We start from the raw sequence: 19,870 nt of genomic DNA on the forward strand, positions 1-19,870 counted from the left end.
ATGTTCACAGCATGGGCGGCTTTTCCAACCCAACCAAGAAGGTGGCTGCAGCCAATACACGCGCAAAAAGGAGATGTTGATGAATCCTCGAACTCCATCCGGCGACGGGCTCAGACTGTCGCGGCGACAGGTTCTGATCGGTACGGCAGGATCGGCCGTGACAGCAGCGTTGGCATCGACCGAGTTCGCGCAAGCGGCTCAAGACACCTCTGCAAGGTCAGCAGACGCGCCCGCCAGCAGCCACGTAGCGTTCACGCTCAACGGCAGACGCTACTGCCTGGACGTCGACAATCGCGCCACGCTTCTGGATGTTTTGCGCGAGCGCCTGCACCTGACCGGCACGAAGAAAGGCTGTGACCATGGTCAATGCGGGGCCTGCACGGTGATCGTCGAGGGGCGCAGGATCAACGCCTGCCTGACGCTGGCCGTCATGCATGAAGGCGACACCATTACCACCATCGAAGGCCTTGGCACCCCTGAACGTCTGCATCCGATGCAATCGGCGTTCGTGAAGCATGACGGCTACCAGTGCGGCTATTGCACGCCCGGCCAGATCTGTTCCGCTGTCGCCATGCTCGATGAAATCAAGGCTGGCATCCCGAGCCATGTCACCCAGGACCTGAGCGCCCCGCTGATCGCTTCCACTGCGGAGATGCGCGAGCGCATGAGCGGCAATATCTGCCGTTGCGGCGCCTACTCCAACATCATTGAGGCGATTGAGGAAGTCGCGGGAGCGTCGGCATGAAGTCATTCACCTACGAGCGCGTGACCTCGGCGGAACAGGCGGTCGCAGCGGCGGCCAGACAGCCCGGCGCGAAATTCATCGCAGGCGGCACCAACCTGCTGGACTTGATGAAACTGGAGATCGAAACACCGCAGCACCTGATCGACGTCAATGGGTTGGGCTTTGACACTATCACCAAAACCGCTGACGGCGGACTGAGGATCGGCGCGCTGGTGCGCAATACGGATCTGGCCGCAGCGCCCGAGGTCCGCCGTGACTATGGCGTGCTCTCACGATCACTGCTGGCAGGCGCTTCCGGGCAATTGCGCAACAAGGCGACCACTGCAGGCAACCTGCTGCAACGCACACGCTGCGCCTACTTTTACGACACGAACCAGCCTTGCAACAAACGTCGCCCCGGTGCCGGTTGTGCGGCACTGGGCGGGGTCAGTCGCCAGCAGGCAATCATTGGCGTCAGCACGTCCTGCATCGCCAGCCATCCGAGCGACATGGCGGTGGGCATGCGTGTACTGGGTGCCCACGTGGAAACCCTCGGCGCTGACGGCCAGGTTCGCCGCTTTCCGGTCGAGGCACTGTACAAGGCACCGGGCGACACGCCTCATCTGGAAAACACACTGATGCCGGGAGAGCTGATCACCGCCGTCACGCTGCCAAAACCGGTGGGTGGCAGGCACATTTACTACAAGGTACGTGACAGGGCGTCCTACGCGTTTGCCCTGATCTCGGTGGCGGCGATTGTCCAGCCGGACAAGACCGGTCAGATCGCGCTGGGTGGCGTGGCCTACACGCCTTGGCGCAGTGAAGAGGCCGATGTACTCCTGCCGCAGGGCGCACGCGCCGTGTCAGCCCGGTTGCTGGCCAACGCACAGCCGACGCCGCAAAACGCCTTCAAGGTGAAACTCGCGGAACGCACGATCGGCCTGGCACTGACGCAAGCTTCTGCGTAAGCCAACCCGTTCTTAAGCCAGCAGCGTCAGCCCGCATAAGCGGCTGGACGTCAGTCCGTTTGATCAGGAAACCTGACCATGAAATTCGATACGCCTGCCAGCACCAATCCCATCGATCAGCTCAAGGTCATCGGCAAGCCTGCGGACCGCATCGACGGCAAGCTGAAGACCACCGGAACCGCGACCTACGCTTACGAGCAGAATGCGGCCGTGAGCAATCCGGCTTACGGCTACGTGGTCGGAGCAGCCATCGGCAAAGGGCGGATTTCCTCGATTGATTCGAGCGAGGCGCGCAAGGCATCCGGCGTGATCGCCATCGTCACTCACGAAAACGCCGGCAAGCTCGACCGGGGTGAGTTTTACGTCGACCGCGCACTGGCTGGCCCTCAGGTGGATCACTACCATCAGGCCGTTGCCGTCGTGGTCGCAGAGACCTTTGAGCAGGCGCGTGCCGCGTCCGCACTGCTTCGGGTGTACTACGTTCGCGAACCCGGCTCGTTCGAATTGGCGGCGACGCTGGACTCAGCCAAGCCGCCACCGCCCTCTGGTTTCGGGCCGCCAGCACAGACCCGCATCGGCGATTTCGAGGCGGCATTCAGCGCAGCCGCATTTACGGTCGATGAGCGTTATTCCACGCCCGACCATGCCCACGCCATGATGGAGCCCCACGCCACCATCGCCCAATGGAACGGCAGCAAACTGACGCTCTGGACCTCCATCCAGCAAATGAACTGGGGTGTGCGGGACCTGGCGAAAACGCTGGGTATTCGCAAGGAAGACATCCACATGATTTCGCCCTACATCGGCGGCGGTTTTGGTGGCAAGGGCACCATTCTGTGTGACGCGGTGCTGGCGTCGCTGGCCGCACGCGAGGCCAGACGCCCTGTCAAGGTCACCCTGCCCCGCCCGCTGATGTTCAACAACCTGACCCACCGACCGGCGACCATTCAGCGAATCCGCATCGGGGCGGACAAGGACGGCACCCTCACTGCAATAGGCCATGAAAGCTGGTCCGGCAACCTGCCAGGCGGCAGGCCCGAAGCGGCTACCGCATCGACCCGCGGGCTGTATGCGGGCGCCAACCGGATGACTCGCCTGAATCTGTCCGTGCTGGATCTGGCTGAAGGCAGCGCCATGCGTGCGCCGGGCGAAGCGCCGGGGATGATGGCGCTGGAAATCGCCATGGACGAGCTGGCGGATAAGCTCGGCATCGATCCGGTGAAGTTTCGGGTCATGAACGACACTCAGGTCGATCCCGAACAGCCCACGCGGCCCTTCTCCAAACGCCAGCTTGTCGAGTGCCTGAACACCGGTGCCGAGCACTTCGGCTGGAACAAGCGCAACCCTGTGCCGGGCAAGGAAGTGCACGACGGCTGGCTGATCGGCATCGGCGTGGCGTCGGCGATCAGGGGCGCGCCGACCACCAAATCAGCCGCCCGCGTCCGGCTCGATCGTCAGGGTATCGTGAAGGTCGAGACCGACATGACCGACATCGGAACAGGCACCTACACCATCATCGCCCAGACGGCAGCGGAGATGATGGGCGTGGACCTGGACCGCGTGGTCGTGCAGCTGGGCGATTCACGGTTTCCGGAATCGTCCGGCTCGGGCGGCCAATGGGGCGCTGCCTCATCGACGGCGGGCGTCTATGCCGCCTGCGTCAAGCTTCGCGAAGCTGTGGCCCGCACACTGGGACTCGATCCGCAGAAAGCCGAATTTGCCGAGGGTGAAGTGCGCGAAGGCGACACGCGCCTGCCTCTGGCTCAGGCTGCGGCGCAGGGCGAAATTCAAGCCGAGGACTTCATGGAATACGGCACCTTGGCCAAGGACTACGCTCAGCAGACCTTCGGCGCGCACTTCGTCGAAGTCGGCGTCAACGCGGCGACAGGCGAGGTACGGATTCGCCGCCAGCTGGCGGTGTGTGCAGCGGGCAGAATTCTGAACCCCAAGACGGCCCGCAGCCAGATCATCGGCGGGATGACCATGGGCGCAGGTGCTGCATTGATGGAAGATATGGTTGTGGACCACCGACTGGGATTCTTCGTCAACCACGACCTGGCGGGCTACGAAGTACCGGTGCATGCCGATATCCCGCATCAGGAGGTGATCTTTCTCGATGAAGTCGACGTGTACGCAACGCCGCTGAAAGCCAAGGGTGTGGGCGAGCTGGGCATTTCCGGCGCTGCCGCAGCGATTGCCAATGCCATCTACAACGCGACCGGCGTGAGGGTTCGGGACTACCCGATCACCCTGGACAAACTCATCGATCATTTGCCCGAAATCGTCTGATCCCTTACCTCGCCCATGGAGTGCTGAATGCAACTGAGCCGCGCAAATCTGGCAGACATCGTCTATTTCCTCGCCATTGCGCGACATCAGAGCTTCAGCCGGGCGGGCCTTGAAGTCGGCATCAGTGCCTCGGCCCTCAGTCATGCAATGAAGGGGCTTGAGGCACGACTGGGTGTGCGTCTGCTCAACCGCACCACCCGCAGCGTGACGCTGACGGTGGCAGGCGAAGAACTGCAGGGACTGATCAGTACCCCGGTGCATGATATCGGGCAGGCGCTGGAAGCCCTGAATCGGCTACGTGACGAACCTGCCGGACGTATCCGCCTGAATGTCCTGAGCGATGGGGCCGAATTGCTGCTGGGGCCGGTCCTGCCGGTGTTCATCGAACGCTACCCGGACATCGAAATCGACCTGACCGTGACCAACAAGATGGTCGATGTGATCGGCGATGGGCATGACGCGGGCATCCGGTTTGGCGGCACCGTCCCGGAAGACATGATTGCCCAGCGGTTGTCGCCCGACATTGCCTGGGCGGTGGTCGGCACGCCCGATTACCTGCAGCGTTTCGGCACACCGACGCATCCCGAAGACTTGAAGCAACACCGCTGCCTGCGCATTCGTCTGGGCAATGCCCGGCTTTACGACTGGCAGTTCATGAAGGATGGCCAGGCACTGGAGGTTGAGGTGCCGGGCACTGTCACGATCGATGAGACACGTATCGGCGTTGCGTTGGTCACCCGTGGCGCGGGGCTGATGTACGTGCCGGCTGCCATCGTCGAGCCCTACATCGCGGCCGGTTCATTGCAGCGCGTACTGGAAGACTGGACGCATGTGGATCCGGGTTTTCACGCTTATTACTCCAGCTTCAGGCAGGTGCCCGTCGGACTGCGTCTGCTGATCGAACTGATCCGCGAGCTGCAGCCCATGGGCGCCCTGCCCTGACGCTGCCCCTAACCTTCCTGACGCTTGCTGAATACGTCCTTGAACACCGGCACCGCCGAGAACGTGTTCGGCCAGCCGGCATAAAACGCCAGTTGCGTGAGCATTTCAGAGGCTTCGCTCTGCTTCAGGCCGTTGTCCATGGCGCGATTGAGGTGAAAGGTCACCTGTGCAACCTGCCCGTTGGCGACCAGCGAGCTGACGGTAATCAGGCTGCGGTCCCTGGGCGCCAGACCCGGCCGCAGCCATAGGTCGCGAAACAGCGCCCTGGTGGTGTATTCGACAAGTCCAAGGGCCACTGAACCGACGTTCTTGTCCACCTGCGCGACACGCGCCTGTTCGGTGGCCTCGTCGAGCGGCAACCGGGTCGGCGAGACCGGAGCCAGTTGATCGGCACCGATGTTGCGAGCAGCAAACACATCCTTCGCGATCAGAAGTGTCGCCTTGGCATTACCCCAGCCCGAGTAATACGCCAGATGATTGATGGTTTCCGAAAGCTCCAACGGCGTTACGCCATTGTCCAGCGCCCTATTGAAGTGGTACGCCATCTCGACCGTCTGACCTCGCGAGATCAGCACGGCCACGGTCACCAGGCTTCTGTCACGCGGGGACAGACCAGGGCGTTTCCAGACCTCGCCCAGCAGCAATACGTCGGTATTATGGGCCAGCGCCGGAGACACGGCGCGTGCGTCGTCGGGCGTGGGAACTGCAGGTAAATTCATGTTGGAAAGTCCTTTGTCAGTGGCGGCACAGGCGGTGAGCAGAACGGTAAAGGTCGAGAGCATCAGTTTGCCGACCGTCATCGTTTCGCCTCGTACTGCGCATCCGTGACCGGCTCCAGCCATTCGACGTTCTTACCGTCCTGCGCTTCCTGAATGGCCATGTGCGTCATGCCGGTGGTGGACGTCGCCCCATGCCAGTGCTTGACACCCGGCGGTGTCCAGATCACATCGCCCGGCCGGATCACCTGCTTCTCGCCACCCTCCTGCTGTATCCAGCCCGTACCCGCGGTCACGACCAGATTCTGTCCCAGCGGATGGGTGTGCCACATGGATCGAGCGCCTGGCTGGAACGTCACGTAGGCGGCGGATACGCGTGAAGGTGCGCTTGCGGGAAACAACGGATCGATACGGGCTGCACCGACAAACGTTGCCGGTGCGCCCGCGACGGACGCCTGCTCGCCGTTGCGGACAATATTCATGGCCGACCCGCTGGACGCATCGGCGGCGTTTGCGCTCAACGGTGACATCAGGATCGAGGCCAGGGTCGATAACGCTGCGAGTGTTCTCATCGGTAAGCTCCTGCTAACGGGTAATCGATACCTACGTTAGTGGACAGCCCACCATGCGACTACCGGCCCCCTGTCTCATGAACCGATGAGCCGCACTCATCAATCAGCCGGTTTCTGCCGCACGTCACGCTGGGGTGCTCAAAGAAGGCTTCAAGGTAGTACTTGCAGAAGACGTGATAGTTGGTGAACCCGCACAGTTCGGCGACCTGTCTGGGGCTTTGATTGTTACTTGAAACGGATAATAGACGCCGCGCCTTGTTTATCCGTACCGACCTGAGAAAAGCGATAGGCGTGGTGTTCCTGTAGCGTTTGAACCCGGACTGTAATGAACGCACGCTGAGACCGGCGTGCACCGCCACTTCTCCGACCGTCAGATGAGGATCGGTGTTGTGCTCCATGAAATCCATTGCCAGCTTTATCGAATGCGGCGTGGGTGTGGTGTTGGCCGACGTGCCTGTCATCGCCCGGCTGTAATTATTGTCGAAATTGGACAACACGAAACCGATCAGACTTTCCTTCAAACTGTTTGCCACATTGATCAATGGCGTTCGCGAGTGGGTCATTACCTCGAACAGCGTATCCACCAACCTCAGAATGATAGTGATCTGTGCGGCACTGGCGGCGCCCCGACTGAAATAGATCCGTGTTTTAGGAGGGGCACCGATGAGTAACGTCAGGTACTTGAGCATGTCTGAATGGGCAAAATAAAGGGTGGTGTAGCGCACGCCAGGCGCATACGCGGCCTGGAACACCTCCCGCTGATCCACTAACGCTATCGAGCCGGGTGCAACTTTATAACGGCCTGTCCGTGTCTGCCAGTTGAGCGAACCTGCGTGAGGAATGGTCATCAGAAAACCATCCATGACATTGGTCGTTTGGTAACCCCAGCCAGACTGACTCAGCGAGTTGGCAACAAAGGAGTTGCCCAGCAGGCAGACACGTTTGCAGTAATCGAAGCGGCCCTGTTCGCCGGGACTGATTGACATAAAATTGTCATAAAGCTGGAAGTGCTCGGAGGCTCTTTCGACGTCCCGAATTTCAAGCCCGGTTAAATAATACGTATCCACTTACCCACATGACCCCTGCGTTCTCGACCCGCGTCAGTGTACGCCGGAAACTCTGACAGAAAACCATCCCGATCATGTGACCGCTGTAACGAAAGTCCGACATCAAAAAAAGCGCACGCTTTCAAGAAAAGCGCGGGTTTAATTGTTCCCAGGGATAGCGTCTTACAGGGCGTCGGGATAGCGTAAATATCAGAAGGCCACTAACTGATGACTGGAGCCGTTCATGATGAAGTCCACTTGTTATGACGATGAGGCTGCTATTCGATACCGACAGTTTACTGACCAGATCATCAATGAAGTCAGCGCTATCCTCTTTTCAGTTCGCACCCTGGAAAACCGGTTTTCGTTGATCAGCCAGTCCGTAGCCCAAACCATCGAAACCCTGAGCAGGCACGATCAAGACCTGCCCGCACTGATTGCAAGGCGTGATCTGAGGCGATTCCTGACTTCACTGGAAGCTCTGAAAGACAAGGTGAGGCTCAACCTGACGCTGGTGATTCAAAGTGCAAGGGCCTCGATCCGATTGACCCTACAGCAACTCGACGAACTGTCGGGATCGGAAAACATCGCGGTGGACACACAGCGTCAAGCCAGGCTGCAGGAGTGCATCGCCGTGCTCAATCGGCTGGATCATGAACTCGTGAACGCGGCTATCACCTGACACTTTTTTCTGTTGCACGATTGCAGGACATGCACTTGACGCGGTCTACCAGTGGCCATGTCTTTTAATAGCGATCGTTTTATCACTCAGTCTATTTATGCCGGAGAGCACCATGTTTTTAATGAAGAAAAACAAGAATAAGGTCACCCCCTCGCCTGAAGATGCAGCCGGCCGGGAAATCATTGCACAGGCCATTAACCAGACCATGGCGATGGCAAGGATCGACATCAACGGTTTTATCACTCACGCCAATGAAAAGTTCGCAGGTGCACTGGCCTGCACGGTCGAACAGGTCGTGAGCATGAGCGAAGCTGACTTTCATGTTCGAAACCAACCTTGCACTGGATTTCGAGAGGCGTTCGCACTTGGTAAGTGTATTTTCGGCACATTCAGAAGAGTGGCAAAAACAGGAGTTTCTGTCTGGTTCGAGGGCAGCTATACGCCGCTGCGCGACGAAAAGGGATTGATCGACGGTGTCATCTTCTACGGCATTGATATCTCCAGCACCGTTTCGCAGGCACTGAAGGCTCGCAGTATCATGAATGCGCTGAGTCTGGCGACGGCAATGATTGAATTCGATCCACAGGGAAACATTCTCGAAGCCAATGAAAACTTCCTCAAAGTTATGGGATATTCGGCCAGCGACCTGAACGGCAAGCATCATCGGCTGTTCTGCGACCGGGACTTTGTCGACAGCCCTCAATACACAGATTTTTGGGACAGACTGCGGACGGGTCGTTTTTCAAGTGGTCTTTACAAGCGGCTCGACAAAAAAGGCAACACCGTCTGGCTGGAAGCTTCTTACACCCCAGTCTTCAACGCCGACGGCGAACTTTACAAAGTGGTCAAATTCGCCAGCGACGTCACCATCCGTGTGCAGAAAGCGGAGAAAGAGTCCCAAGGCGCATCCCAGGCCTATCTGATCAGCAGAAGGACCGAGACGCTGGTGGAATCGGGGTCGACGATCATCAACGACACCGTCAGCGAGATGCAGAAAATCTCGCAGAGCATCGAACATTCCGCACAACTCGTCGCCCAGTTGGGAAACCGCTCCGAACATATCACCAAGATCGTCAACACGATAAAGAACATTGCTGACCAAACCAACCTGCTGGCACTCAATGCCGCCATCGAAGCCGCGCGTGCGGGTGAGCAAGGACGGGGGTTTGCGGTGGTGGCCGACGAAGTACGGCAACTGGCGAGTCGTACGAGCCAATCCACCACGGAAATCGCCAAGATGATTGCCGTGATCCTTCAGGAGACGCGCACGGCAGTGGACAGCATCAACCTGTCCAAGGGCGCGGCAGAACGCGGGGTCCAGCTGGCCAATGCGGCAGGCGATGCAATGGCAGGCGTGCGAGAAGGCACACAGAGTGCGGTGATGGCAGTCAGTGCAGTTGCCAACAAAGCTGGCGCCATTACGCCCTGAGAGCAGACGTCAGGCAGTCGTGCATCGACGATACCGGGCCTGAGGCATCGCACTGGGACGCAGCCATTCACCACCGTTCGTCGATGATGCCCGGATCCGACTAAACCACCAGGCACGTGTCTTTTCTACACCCTCATCTGATCATTGAATCAACGAGGTGATTAATAATGAAAGCCATCAGAATTGCAGCGTTTGGCGGCCCTGATGAGATGTCGGTGCAGGAGGTGGAAAGACCCCAGGCGCAACCGGGCGAAGTGCTGGTGAAAGTCATCATGGCCGGCATCAACCCGGTCGATTACAAGATACGTGAAGGTGAGTACCCCGAAGTCAAAGAAGATCGCCTGCCGCTGACCCTTGGCCGTGAAGTGGCCGGGGTGGTCGTGCAGACAGGCGACGGTGTGCTGGAGCTCAATGAGGGTGACCGTGTATTCGGCATGATCGGGGCAGACGGTGGCTACGCTGAATACGCCCGCGTACCCGCCGAGCATCTGGCGCGCATTCCCGACGCACTGGACTGGCAGACCGCGGCGGGCCTGCCCTTGGCGGGCCACACAGCCTGGCAGGCACTGGTCGAGCACGGGCACATCGAACAGGGCCACAAGGTGCTGATACACGGCGGCAGCGGCGGCGTCGGGCATCTGGCGGTTCAGTTTGCCAAGGTCAAAGGCGCCGAGGTGTACGCAACCGCTTCGGCCGAGGGCCTGCAGTTTCTCGAGTCGCTGGGGGTGGATCGCGCCATTGATTACAAGGCCGAACGCTTCGAAGACATCTGCAAAGATTTTGATCTGGTGATAGACCTGATCGGTGGCGAGACCCAGTCGCGTTCATGGCAGGTACTAGGCGAAGGCGGACGGCTGGTCTCGACACTGGAAATGCCCGACGCCAATCATCCGCAGGCGGCCGGTAAAACCGGAACACGTTTCATCGCCGATCCTCGCGGCCAGGAGCTTGCCGAGATGGCCGGTTATGTTGACGCTGGCGAGGTCTCGGTCGTGATCGCGCAGACGTTTGCGTTGGAGCACGCCAGGGAAGCGCTGGATTACCTTGCCAATGAGCATGTACATGGCAAGGTCCTGTTACGGGTTCACGAAGGCACCTGACGGTCGGAGGCGGCGGCGAGCATCGCCTCGTCGCTGCCCAACGCGTCTTTCGAGGGAGATGATCATGACAGGCAGCGTCGCCAGAACAGATGCCTCAAAACGCAAAAAACCCGCCGAAGCGGGTCGTTTTGCGAAACATGACCATCCCGACATCCTGTCAGTAGCCTCCTGGCAATGGTCGATCCTCCCTGATCGCTGCACCGTTCCTTCGCTGCAGCTGTTGAATTGGATCCTACCTATGCTTGAGGTCAGTGCAAAGAGCCAATGACGTCTGCGCGTGTAAGTCTTTCGCTATAGGGCTGCAAATGCTCACTCACACCGCACGCAGACCTGCTCGAACCAGGACGAGAAATCCGGCCATTTCTCATTGGTAGGCCCGTTGTGAGACCAGTATTTGACTTCACCTTTCTGTGAAACACAGAAATAGTCGCCATTGTCTTCAATAAAGGGCAGCCATTTTTTCGGAAGCTTGAATTGATTCCATGCCGCGTGGGCAATCTCGAACAGGTCGACATGACTGGAACCGGGAAGGATAACGGCCGGTTCGAAACTGGCATTCGCAACGTCGCTGCCGCTCTTGAGAAAATCTATGTAAGCGGCAGGAAAAGGAAAATTCAAGCTGCGCTCGGCCTTGGCGATTTCAGCATCGGTGGGTACACGAAACGGGTCAGTGATCAAATTGAAAGTACCTTCCTGAAAATTACACTCCACCAGCTTAGCAAGAACTGCATGGAGGGCGTGGGAGCTATCGGAGGTTACGACGGCAGCGATGGGCTGCGTGGCGGCCCCAAGGTTCTATCTGACACACTGCATGCGCAGGCCTTGCTCCCGATTCCCGACAAATCGCCGGCAAGCCGCCTCCCACAGCTCGGTTTTTGCTGCGCGACGCCGCTACGTCGAAGACGTGGTGGCGCCTCCCACCAATATTGAGCCTCTCACAAACCCGGTGCTACCATGCGCGACCGCCATGCAGGCAAGGGAATATCCGGTTCATGAGCAGCATTCGCGAGCGCAATAAAGAACTCATCCTGCGCGCCGCCAGCGAGGAATTTGCCGACAAGGGCTTCGCTGCCAGCAAGACCAGCGATATTGCCGCCAAGGCCGGTGTCCCCAAGCCCAACGTCTATTACTACTTCAAGTCCAAGGAAAATCTTTACCGCGAGGTGCTGGAAAGCATCATCGAGCCGATCTTGCGTGCCTCCACGCCCTTCAATCCCGAAGGTGTGCCGGCCGAAGTACTTAGCCGCTACATTCGCGCCAAGATCCAGATTTCCCGGGACCTGCCGTTTGCGTCGAAGGTGTTTGCCAGCGAGATCATGCACGGCGCGCCGCACCTGACGCCGGAGCAGATCGAACAGCTCAACGGACAGGCCCGCCACAACATCGAATGCATTCAGGCGTGGATCGACAGCGGACAGATTGCCCCGCTCGACCCGCACCATCTGATGTTCACGATCTGGGCAGCGACCCAGACGTACGCCGATTTCGACTGGCAGATCGCAACCGTGACCGGCAAGGCCGTGCTGGAAGACAGCGATTACGAGGCGGCGACCCGGACCATCCTGCGTCTGGTGCTCAAGGGCTGTGAGCCAGACAGGTAGCGCTGCGAAAACGCTTTCCCCAAAACGCAAAAAACCCGCCGAAGCGGGTCGTTCCTGCACATGTCCATCCCGACATCCTGTCAGTAGCCTCCTGGCAATGGCCGATCCTCCGTGATCGCTGCACCGTTCCTTCGCTGCAGTTGTTGAATTGGATCCTACATTCACTCAGGGGCATCCGATAGAGCCAATGACGCCTGTTGGTGTAAGCCTTTCGCTATGGTGCTCAAATAGTTCCGTAACCCTGCAAATAAATGTGACGCTCATCTCATGTTTGGTCATGATGCGCCGAGAAGCTGGAGAGGCCCTGATATCAGGCGTTAGCGCCGGTCGGTCTGTCAGCTGCAAAGAAGAAAAAGAAAAAATAACGTATGGGGTCGAGATCATGAATATGCGCAGTCTTTCCATCAGCCGTCGGTTGTGGCTGATTCTTATCGTTTCTGTGCTGATGCTCTTTATCCTCGCAGCCACCCTGCTCAAGCAGATTCACGACGATCTGTATCAGGCCAAGGCCGAGAAGACCATGCATGTGGTCCAGACCGCCAGTGGCATTCTTGCCTACTATCAGGGTCTGGAAGCGGCTGGCACCATGCCTCGCGAGGCCGCCCAGCAGCAGGCCTTGAAGGAAATCAAAGGGTTGCGCTACAGCCAGAATGACTATTTCTGGATCAACGACCTGCAGCCCGTGATGATCATGCACCCGACCAATCCCAAGCTCGAAGGCCAGAACCTATCGGCCATCCGGGACCCGGACGGTTTCGCGGTGTTCAACGAAATGGTCACCGTCGTCAAAAGCAAGGGCGCCGGTCTGGTCAACTATCGCTGGCCCAAGCCCGGCGCCACCGATCCGGTAAAAAAGACTTCTTACGTCCAACTGTTTCAGCCCTGGGGCTGGATCCTCGGCTCCGGCGTATACGTGGACGATGTGGCCGCAGAGTTCAAGGCGCAGATGTGGAACGCCGGGATCTTCATCGCAGGCATCGTAGTGGTCATGGTTCTGATGCTGACACTGATCGTGCGCAGCATCGTTCGCCCTCTCAGAGCGGCCGTCAGCGCGATGGGCAACATTGCCAGCGGCGAAAGCGATCTGACCCGCACCCTGGAAACCCATGGCAGCGACGAGATCACTGAACTGGGTACTCATTTCAACGCCTTCATCGCCAAACTGCGCAACGTGGTAGGCCAGTTGCAGAACTCTGCCGTGGCACTTGGCCAGGCATCCACCGATCTGGGCAGCAACGCCGAACAGGCGCAGAACCGCAGCCAGCAGCAATCGGAGCAGATGGATCTGGTGGCCACCGCTGTCAACGAAGTGACCTACGGCGTGCAGAACGTGGCCAAGAATGCCGAACACGCTGCCAGTGAAATGCGCAATGCCGAATCCCAGGCGCAACAGGGTCAGGTCAACATCGATAACAGCCTGCGCCAGATCGAACACCTCTCGGGCACGATCGGCCAGGCGGTGGAAGTCATGCACACGCTGTCCAGCGAGAGCACCCAGATTGGCGGTGTGCTGGAAGTGATCAGCTCGATTGCCGAACAGACCAACCTGCTGGCCCTCAACGCGGCGATCGAAGCGGCACGTGCCGGGGAACAGGGTCGCGGGTTTGCGGTGGTAGCGGATGAAGTACGCCTGCTGGCGCAACGGACCCAGAAATCCACAGCCGAAATCCAGGCGATGATCGAACGTCTGCAGCGGCACTCGGACGCGGCAGTCAAGGTCATCGGCGACAGCAGTCGCTCCTCGCAGCTGACCATCGAACAGGCCAATCAGGCGGGCCAGAGCCTGAGCTCGATCAGCCAGGCGTTGCGCAACCTCAACGGCCTGAACGCCTCCATCGCCAGCGCCACGCTGCAACAATCCCACGTGGTCGATGACATCAACCAGAACGTCACCCAGGCTGCGCAACTGTCGCAGAGCACCGCGCTGGCCGCCGAACAGTCCACCACGGCCAGCCAGCACCTGAGAAGGTTGAGTGAGCAGTTGAACGACCTGCTGAAGCAATTCCGCGTGTAATTGATCGGTTGGAAGGTCTGCGTGGGAACCTCCAGCAGACCCCGTTGCCTGAGACCTGTTCACTAACTGCAGGGGGTCACATGCGCACACTGGAATTGGCAGGCAGAACCGTGCCAGTGCTGGGTCAAGGCACCTGGCACATGGGTGAAAAAGGTCATTTACGCTCGGCCGAGATTGCCGGGCTGTGTCGCGGCATCGAACAGGGCCTGACCCTGATCGACACCGCTGAAATGTATGCCGACGGCGGCGCCGAGGAAATCGTCGGGCAAGCCATTGCCGGGCAACGCGACAAGGTGTTCGTCGTCAGCAAGGTCTATCCACACAACGCCAGCCGTACCGGAATTCCAAAGGCCTGCGAAGCCAGCCTGCGCCGGATGAATACCGATTACATCGATCTTTATCTGCTGCACTGGCCGGGCCAGTACCCGCTGACCGAGACCGTCGAAGCGTTCGAACGTCTGCGCGAGGAAGGCAAGATCGGTGCCTGGGGTGTTTCCAATTTCGATGTGCCGGACATGATCGAGCTGGACAACCCGCGTTGCGCCACCAATCAGGTGCTGTACAACCCGGAGCAGCGTGGCATCGAGTTCGACCTGATGCTGTGGAGCGCCAATCGTCACTTGCCGCTGATGGCGTACTGCCCGATCGGTCAGGCGGGTGATCTGCTGTACCACCCTGCCCTGCATGAAATCGCCAGTCGCCACAGCGCCACGCCTGCGCAGATATCGCTGGCCTGGGTGCTGCGCCAGGACAACATGATCGCCATTCCGAAAGCGACCAATCCCGAGCACATTCGCTTGAACGTCGCAGCCGAGCAGATCAGGTTGACTGAGCAGGACCTGGCCGATATCGACCGGGCCTGGCCGACGCCAACCCGCAAGATGCCGCTGGCGATGGTCTGATCACTTGGGACGGGGAATGTCGAACTGATCCAGTACCGGGTTCACGGTCCGACTGAAAGCCTTGCGTTCCTTGCGCTCTTTGATCGAGCTGACGATCTCCGAGATGCCCATCCCCAGCCCGATGGCACCGCTGACCACCCAGCCCACCGGGCCTGCCGCCGCGCCAATCGCTGACGCGGCGGCAGCACCGGCGGCCTGACCGGCAATTGCGCCCACAATCCGGCCGCCCACCGCTGCTGCGACCCGTCCTCCAATACCCACTGCGGCCTGTGAACCGGCGCGCTTGACGCCAATCTTGTCGCCGATGTCGGCCACTTCCTGAAAGGCACTGGTGGCGAGTTTCACGTCTTCTTTCTTGTCGTTGGTATTTCTGTTGTTGCCGCCCGGCACGAACGCGGCGGACATGCCGGTTGCGCCGGACGCAGATTTCGCAGTTGCCGTCTGGTTAACCACGCTGGCCAGCGCCGGGTCGCTGCCCACAATCATCTGCGCCTGTTTTTCGACATTATCGGCCAGAAACGCCTGTACATCCGGGTCATTCTGCAACTGGGTGATCTTCTCGCCCAGCGCAGTTTCAGTGGCCTCGGTGCCGCGAATCGATCGCCCGGCGACCACGTATTCACTCACCTGCTGCAATTCCACCAGAACCGCCGACTTTTGCTCGCCACTGTAATTCTGCGGATTGGCGAACACGTCCTTGCCCAGGCTGCGGATGTCGGTCTTGGCCACGGCACCCACCGTTGCCGCATCCGAGATCACCCGGGAAAAGCCTTCGTCATCCGTGGGCGCCTTGTTCTTGATCCAGGCGCTAATGTCTTTCTTGACCATCAGCCCGTCCGGCGCATGGGTCGCCAGCTTTTTGCCGCGCCGATTGCCCTGATCCATCATCTCGAACATGCCCGGCTGCGCCCAAGTCGTGGCGGCATTCCTGGCGAGACCGGAAAGACCAGGGTTTTCCTCGCTCATGGCCTGCAGCCCGACACTCGTGGTCCGTCCATTCACCTTCTTCTGGTATTGCGCACCCTGAGCGTTGGACGGGTCAGAGGCCGCGGTGATCGGTTCATAGGCCATCATCATGGCAGCGGAGCGGACCAGTTCGGTGGACTGCGGGCCGGCGTCGGGATTGTCCTTGCGGTAATCATTCAGGCTGTCAGTGCCGCGCTCGACTTGTTTTTCCATGTTGCGGGCAAAGGTTCGGGCATCCTTTTTTGTGATCTTGCCATCCGCCTTGCCGCCCTGAGCGGTGTCCATCGCGGTTTTCAGGTCGGGGTTGGCCTCAAGAAATGCCCAGGCCTTGTCCGCCTGAGGGCCGCCCTCGGCGATCATGCGGGCCACGGCAATCGGCCGGTTCAGCTCTCGCGCAGCCTGATCCCTTTCTGCAGGCGGCGTACCGTCGAGCAATGCATCCCACTTGCCCAGGGCCTTGGGCGAGTTGAAGCCCGACTGGTCGATGTCCTTGTAGCCGCTCTGAACCGTCGGCGTGTTCTGTCCTACCAACTGGCTGCTCAAGGCGCTCAGCAGACGTTTCAACAACGACTCCCCGTCGGTTTGGGCGACGTTGCTGCTCAGCAACTGAGTGAGCGAGCCGGGGTTGCCGTACTCGACGCCCGATGCAGCCGATCCTGACTTCTGGTTCGCCTCTGGCACTCCACCGCCAGGGCTGAATGGCCCGGCTGGCGGACGAAAATCGGGCATACTCATTTCGCGGGGGGCGCGGGCGATCGGGTCACTCATGGGGGCACCTGCAGGTTGGAGAGACAGCAGCATCGGCACTGAGTGGCCTCGAAAAGCGCCTGGTTCCAGCGACGCAAGAAAAGAAAGATGCAGTAACATGTCGTCACAAATATGAAATAACCGCTTGTCATCATGCGCACTTCGCCTGCCCTTCCGGGCTTGGCCGCACCTGGACTGCCATGAACAACAGCATCGCGCACCATCATCAGGACTCCGATCTGTTCGGTCTGCTGTACGGCTTCCGCTTTCGCCCCGGTGAAAGCGGTCAGGAAATCGGCTCGGTCGCGGCGCTCGATTACCTGCAGAATCCGACCGGCAGCAATGACTTCATCTGGCTGCACCTCAATCTCTCCCATGCAGCCTGCGAACGCTGGATGAAAACCCACCTGGAACTGCCCGAAGAGTTTTTCGAAGCCCTGCACGAAGGCTCGCGCTCGACCCGAATCGAGCACGTGGACGCCACGCTGCTGGCGGTGGTCAACGATGTGGTGTTCGACTTCAACCGGCTCTCGACCGACATTTCCACGCTGTGGGTCTGCGCCCGCCAGCGCCTGCTGATCACAGCCCGGCTGCAACCATTACGTTCGGTGGACAAGCTGCGCTCGTCCGTCAAACGCGGCGAGCAGTTCGACTCGCCGCTTGAGCTGCTGGCTCACCTGCTCAGCGATCAGGGCGAAGTGCTGACCCAGTTTCTGCGCAAGACCAGCGTCAATGTCGACCGTATCGAAGACCAATTGCTGTCCCAGCGCCTGAGCAACAACCGCTCGGAGCTGGGTGCCATGCGCAGGGTACTGGTTCGCCTGCAACGACTTCTGGCGCTGGAGCCGGGCTCGCTGATGCGCCTGTTGCACCGCCCGCCACAGTGGCTGCGCGAGCAGGATGTGCAGGCGCTGCGCCAGTCCATCGAGGAATCGTCCTTGGTCATCAACGACCTGACGGCACTGGGCGAACGCATCAAGCTGCTGCAGGAAGAGATCGCCGCCAACCTCAACGAGCAGAGCAGCCGCACCCTCTTCACCCTGACCGTCGTGACGGTGCTGGCCCTGCCGATCAACATCGTCGCCGGTTTCTTCGGCATGAACGTGGGTGGCGTACCACTTGCCACTGACCCGGAAGGCTTCTGGATTCTGGTGGCTCTTGTCGCGACCTTCACGTTGGTGGCGGGGCGTTGGGCCTTTCGCAAGCGTGGCGATTACTGACGCTTCTTCAGTGAGATGACGATGCCGGTGATCAGGAAACCTGTCTGAATAGCCGATGAATTGACCTGTGTCGCATCTCTGTCACATTTTGCAATGACCATGGCAGTAATCTTTCAATCAGGTACTGCACACATGGCTATCAGCGCACTTTCCCCCGACGCCCCTGGCGGGGCGAGCCTGTCGGCAACCCAGTTCGGGCGCAAACCCGGTCGCCTGACCATGACGATTTTCTTCGCCATCCTCATCGCCGGGCTGGCGTTCACCGGTTACAGCCTCAAGCAGGACGTGGATGACATGGGCACGGTGGTTACCACCTGGACGCCCTTCATTCTGCTGGGCGTGGCACTGTTGATCGCGCTGGGCTTCGAGTTCGTCAACGGCTTCCACGACACGGCCAACGCAGTGGCCACCGTGATCTACACCCATTCACTGCCGCCCGGCTTTGCCGTGGTCTGGTCAGGGTTCTTCAATTTTCTGGGTGTAATGCTGTCCAGCGGCGCGGTCGCCTTCGGCATCATTGCCCTGCTCCCTGTAGAGCTTATTCTGCAAACCGGCTCGTCAGCCGGTTTCGCGATGATCTTCGCCCTGCTGATTGCTGCGATCATCTGGAACCTGGGCACCTGGTGGCTGGGGCTGCCCGCGTCGTCTTCGCACACGCTGATCGGCTCGATCATCGGCGTCGGCATTGCCAACGCGCTGATGCACGGGCGTGACGGCACCAGCGGTGTGGACTGGTCGCAGGCAACCAAGATCGGTTATTCACTGCTGCTTTCGCCACTGGTGGGGTTCGGCTGCGCCGCACTGCTGTTGCTGGCCATGCGCATGTTCATCAAGAACCGCGCGCTGTACAAGGCACCGGAAGGCAACGCCCCGCCTCCGTGGTGGATCCGCAGCCTGCTGATCGTGACCTGCACCGGCGTGTCGTTCGCCCACGGTTCCAACGATGGGCAAAAAGGCATGGGCCTGATCATGCTGATTCTGGTCGGCACCCTGCCGATGGCCTATGCGCTGAACCGCACCATGCCTGCCGATCAGGCAACGCAATTCGCGGCAGTGGCCGAGGTCACGCAACAGGCGCTGATACGCAGCGCCCCGCTGCCTGCCCCGGCGGATTCGCGCCAGACACTCTCGGATTATCTGGTCAGCAAGGAGGCGACGCCTGACCTCATCCCGGCGCTGGCGGTAATGGCGGGCAAGATCGGTAATGAAGTGCGCAGCTACGGTTCGCTGTCCAAAGTACCTGCCGAGGCGGTCACCAACGTGCGAAACGACATGTACCTGACCTCGGAAACCATCCGTGTGATGGAGAAGAACAAGGTCGGAAACTTCGACGCAGACACTCAGACCAAGCTGGAAGCCTTCAAGAAACAGATCGATGACGCCACGCGCTTCATTCCGACCTGGGTCAAGATCGTGGTCGCGATTGCGCTGGGTCTGGGCACCATGGTTGGCTGGAAACGGATCGTGGTGACGGTGGGCGAGCGGATCGGCAAGACCCACCTGACCTACGCCCAGGGCGCCTCGGCCGAAGTGGTGGCGATGTTCACCATCGGTGCGGCGGACATGTACGGTCTGCCGGTTTCAACGACCCATGTACTGTCTTCCGGCGTGGCGGGCTCGATGGTCGCCAATGGCTCGGGATTGCAGATGCGCACCTTGCGTAACCTGGCAACGGCCTGGGTGCTGACACTGCCTGCAGCGATTCTGTTGTCAGGGTCATTGTACTGGGTGTTCAGTCATTTATTTTGAATGAGCATCTGGCGCGCTCATTGATATACATAAATCCGCCTCACCACTGATGGTGCCCATTGCTCTGCGTGGGCATGCATCCCGTGACGCTCCGCGTCACAAATGGCGCAGACTGAGGATTCAGTGAGCCGGGCGCATGGCTCCAGTCACCTTTTCGCCCCTCGGCGACCTACTTTGAGGGGCCAAAGTAGGCAAAGCCCGCT

General features: G+C 59.7%; 17 protein-coding genes and 2 pseudogenes. 14 read left to right on the plus strand and 5 right to left on the minus strand.

What is annotated here, in order from left to right:
* The first annotated feature begins 79 nt into the window (after positions 1-79).
* From paoA to AO065_RS21810, 4 genes are all read left to right on the plus strand, one after another.
* A complete protein-coding gene (gene paoA / locus AO065_RS21795; RefSeq protein ID WP_004882907.1) occupies positions 80-745 on the plus strand; it encodes an aldehyde dehydrogenase iron-sulfur subunit PaoA in 666 nt (221 codons plus the stop codon).
* Entirely contained in the window at positions 742-1,692 is a 951-nt protein-coding gene (locus AO065_RS21800; RefSeq protein ID WP_004882910.1) for an FAD binding domain-containing protein, read from the plus strand. Before paoA ends, AO065_RS21800 begins: the two co-directional genes overlap by 4 nt.
* Before the next feature lie 78 nt (positions 1,693-1,770).
* Positions 1,771-3,981 (plus strand): aldehyde oxidoreductase molybdenum-binding subunit PaoC, encoded by a 2,211-nt coding sequence (gene paoC, locus AO065_RS21805; RefSeq protein ID WP_004882911.1) that lies wholly within the window; start codon positions 1,771-1,773, stop codon positions 3,979-3,981.
* A 27-nt stretch (positions 3,982-4,008) separates the two neighbouring features.
* Positions 4,009-4,923: a LysR family transcriptional regulator gene (locus AO065_RS21810; RefSeq protein WP_004882912.1), complete on the plus strand. Its 915-nt coding sequence runs from the start codon at positions 4,009-4,011 to the stop codon at positions 4,921-4,923.
* 8 nt (positions 4,924-4,931) lie between these two features.
* Here the strand turns inward: AO065_RS21810 and AO065_RS21815 are convergent, their stop codons facing one another.
* The 3 genes from AO065_RS21815 to AO065_RS21825 are packed head-to-tail and all read right to left on the minus strand — an operon-like array spanning position 4,932 to position 7,278.
* Entirely contained in the window at positions 4,932-5,723 is a 792-nt protein-coding gene (locus AO065_RS21815) for a carboxymuconolactone decarboxylase family protein (protein WP_004882913.1), read from the minus strand.
* Positions 5,720-6,211: a (R)-mandelonitrile lyase gene (locus AO065_RS21820; protein ID WP_004882914.1), complete on the minus strand. Its 492-nt coding sequence runs from the start codon at positions 6,209-6,211 to the stop codon at positions 5,720-5,722. The genes AO065_RS21815 and AO065_RS21820 overlap by 4 nt, the downstream gene beginning before the upstream one ends.
* 59 nt (positions 6,212-6,270) lie before the next feature.
* Complete coding sequence (locus tag AO065_RS21825) at positions 6,271-7,278, minus strand: helix-turn-helix transcriptional regulator (RefSeq protein ID WP_004882915.1); 1,008 nt, start codon at positions 7,276-7,278, stop codon at positions 6,271-6,273.
* A gap of 223 nt (positions 7,279-7,501) precedes the next feature.
* On the opposite strand from AO065_RS21825, the gene AO065_RS21830 reads away from it, so the two are divergent.
* The 5 genes and pseudogenes from AO065_RS21830 to AO065_RS27125 all read left to right on the plus strand — a co-directional run bounded on the left by AO065_RS21830 (position 7,502) and on the right by AO065_RS27125 (position 10,736).
* Positions 7,502-7,939, plus strand: coding sequence for a hypothetical protein (locus tag AO065_RS21830; protein WP_004882916.1), 438 nt, complete (start codon positions 7,502-7,504; stop codon positions 7,937-7,939).
* A gap of 211 nt (positions 7,940-8,150) precedes the next feature.
* Positions 8,151-8,816 (plus strand): annotated as a pseudogene (locus AO065_RS27935) (PAS domain-containing protein); the annotation flags it as partial.
* A gap of 117 nt (positions 8,817-8,933) precedes the next feature.
* A pseudogene (locus AO065_RS27940) lies at positions 8,934-9,368 on the plus strand (methyl-accepting chemotaxis protein); the annotation flags it as partial.
* Positions 9,369-9,535: 167 nt separating this feature from the next.
* Positions 9,536-10,468: an NADP-dependent oxidoreductase gene (locus AO065_RS21840; RefSeq protein ID WP_004882918.1), complete on the plus strand. Its 933-nt coding sequence runs from the start codon at positions 9,536-9,538 to the stop codon at positions 10,466-10,468.
* 64 nt (positions 10,469-10,532) lie between these two features.
* Positions 10,533-10,736, plus strand: coding sequence for a hypothetical protein (locus tag AO065_RS27125; RefSeq protein WP_155500404.1), 204 nt, complete (start codon positions 10,533-10,535; stop codon positions 10,734-10,736).
* 41 nt (positions 10,737-10,777) lie between these two features.
* On the opposite strand, the gene AO065_RS21845 is transcribed toward AO065_RS27125, so the two are convergent.
* Positions 10,778-11,146 (minus strand): SMI1/KNR4 family protein, encoded by a 369-nt coding sequence (locus AO065_RS21845; RefSeq protein WP_004882919.1) that lies wholly within the window; start codon positions 11,144-11,146, stop codon positions 10,778-10,780.
* Between the two features lie 314 nt (positions 11,147-11,460).
* On the opposite strand from AO065_RS21845, the gene AO065_RS21850 reads away from it, so the two are divergent.
* The 3 genes from AO065_RS21850 (at position 11,461) to AO065_RS21860 (ending at position 14,985) form a co-directional block, all read left to right on the plus strand.
* Positions 11,461-12,069, plus strand: a complete 609-nt coding sequence (locus tag AO065_RS21850; RefSeq protein WP_004882920.1) for a TetR/AcrR family transcriptional regulator — start codon at positions 11,461-11,463, stop codon at positions 12,067-12,069.
* A gap of 382 nt (positions 12,070-12,451) precedes the next feature.
* Positions 12,452-14,083, plus strand: coding sequence for a methyl-accepting chemotaxis protein (locus AO065_RS21855; RefSeq protein WP_004882921.1), 1,632 nt, complete (start codon positions 12,452-12,454; stop codon positions 14,081-14,083).
* 80 nt (positions 14,084-14,163) lie between these two features.
* A complete protein-coding gene (locus AO065_RS21860; protein WP_004882922.1) occupies positions 14,164-14,985 on the plus strand; it encodes an aldo/keto reductase in 822 nt (273 codons plus the stop codon).
* Here the strand turns inward: AO065_RS21860 and AO065_RS21865 are convergent, their stop codons facing one another.
* Positions 14,986-16,719, minus strand: a complete 1,734-nt coding sequence (locus AO065_RS21865) for a type III effector HrpK domain-containing protein (protein ID WP_004882923.1) — start codon at positions 16,717-16,719, stop codon at positions 14,986-14,988.
* A 179-nt stretch (positions 16,720-16,898) separates the two neighbouring features.
* On the opposite strand from AO065_RS21865, the gene AO065_RS21870 reads away from it, so the two are divergent.
* Positions 16,899-17,918, plus strand: a complete 1,020-nt coding sequence (locus AO065_RS21870; protein WP_004882924.1) for a transporter — start codon at positions 16,899-16,901, stop codon at positions 17,916-17,918.
* Positions 17,919-18,050: 132 nt separating this feature from the next.
* Positions 18,051-19,667: an inorganic phosphate transporter gene (locus tag AO065_RS21875; RefSeq protein ID WP_004882925.1), complete on the plus strand. Its 1,617-nt coding sequence runs from the start codon at positions 18,051-18,053 to the stop codon at positions 19,665-19,667.
* The last annotated feature ends 203 nt before the right edge of the window (positions 19,668-19,870 follow it).

It is taken from the genome of Pseudomonas viridiflava (assembly GCF_001642795.1).
Lineage (GTDB): Bacteria > Pseudomonadota > Gammaproteobacteria > Pseudomonadales > Pseudomonadaceae > Aquipseudomonas > Aquipseudomonas viridiflava.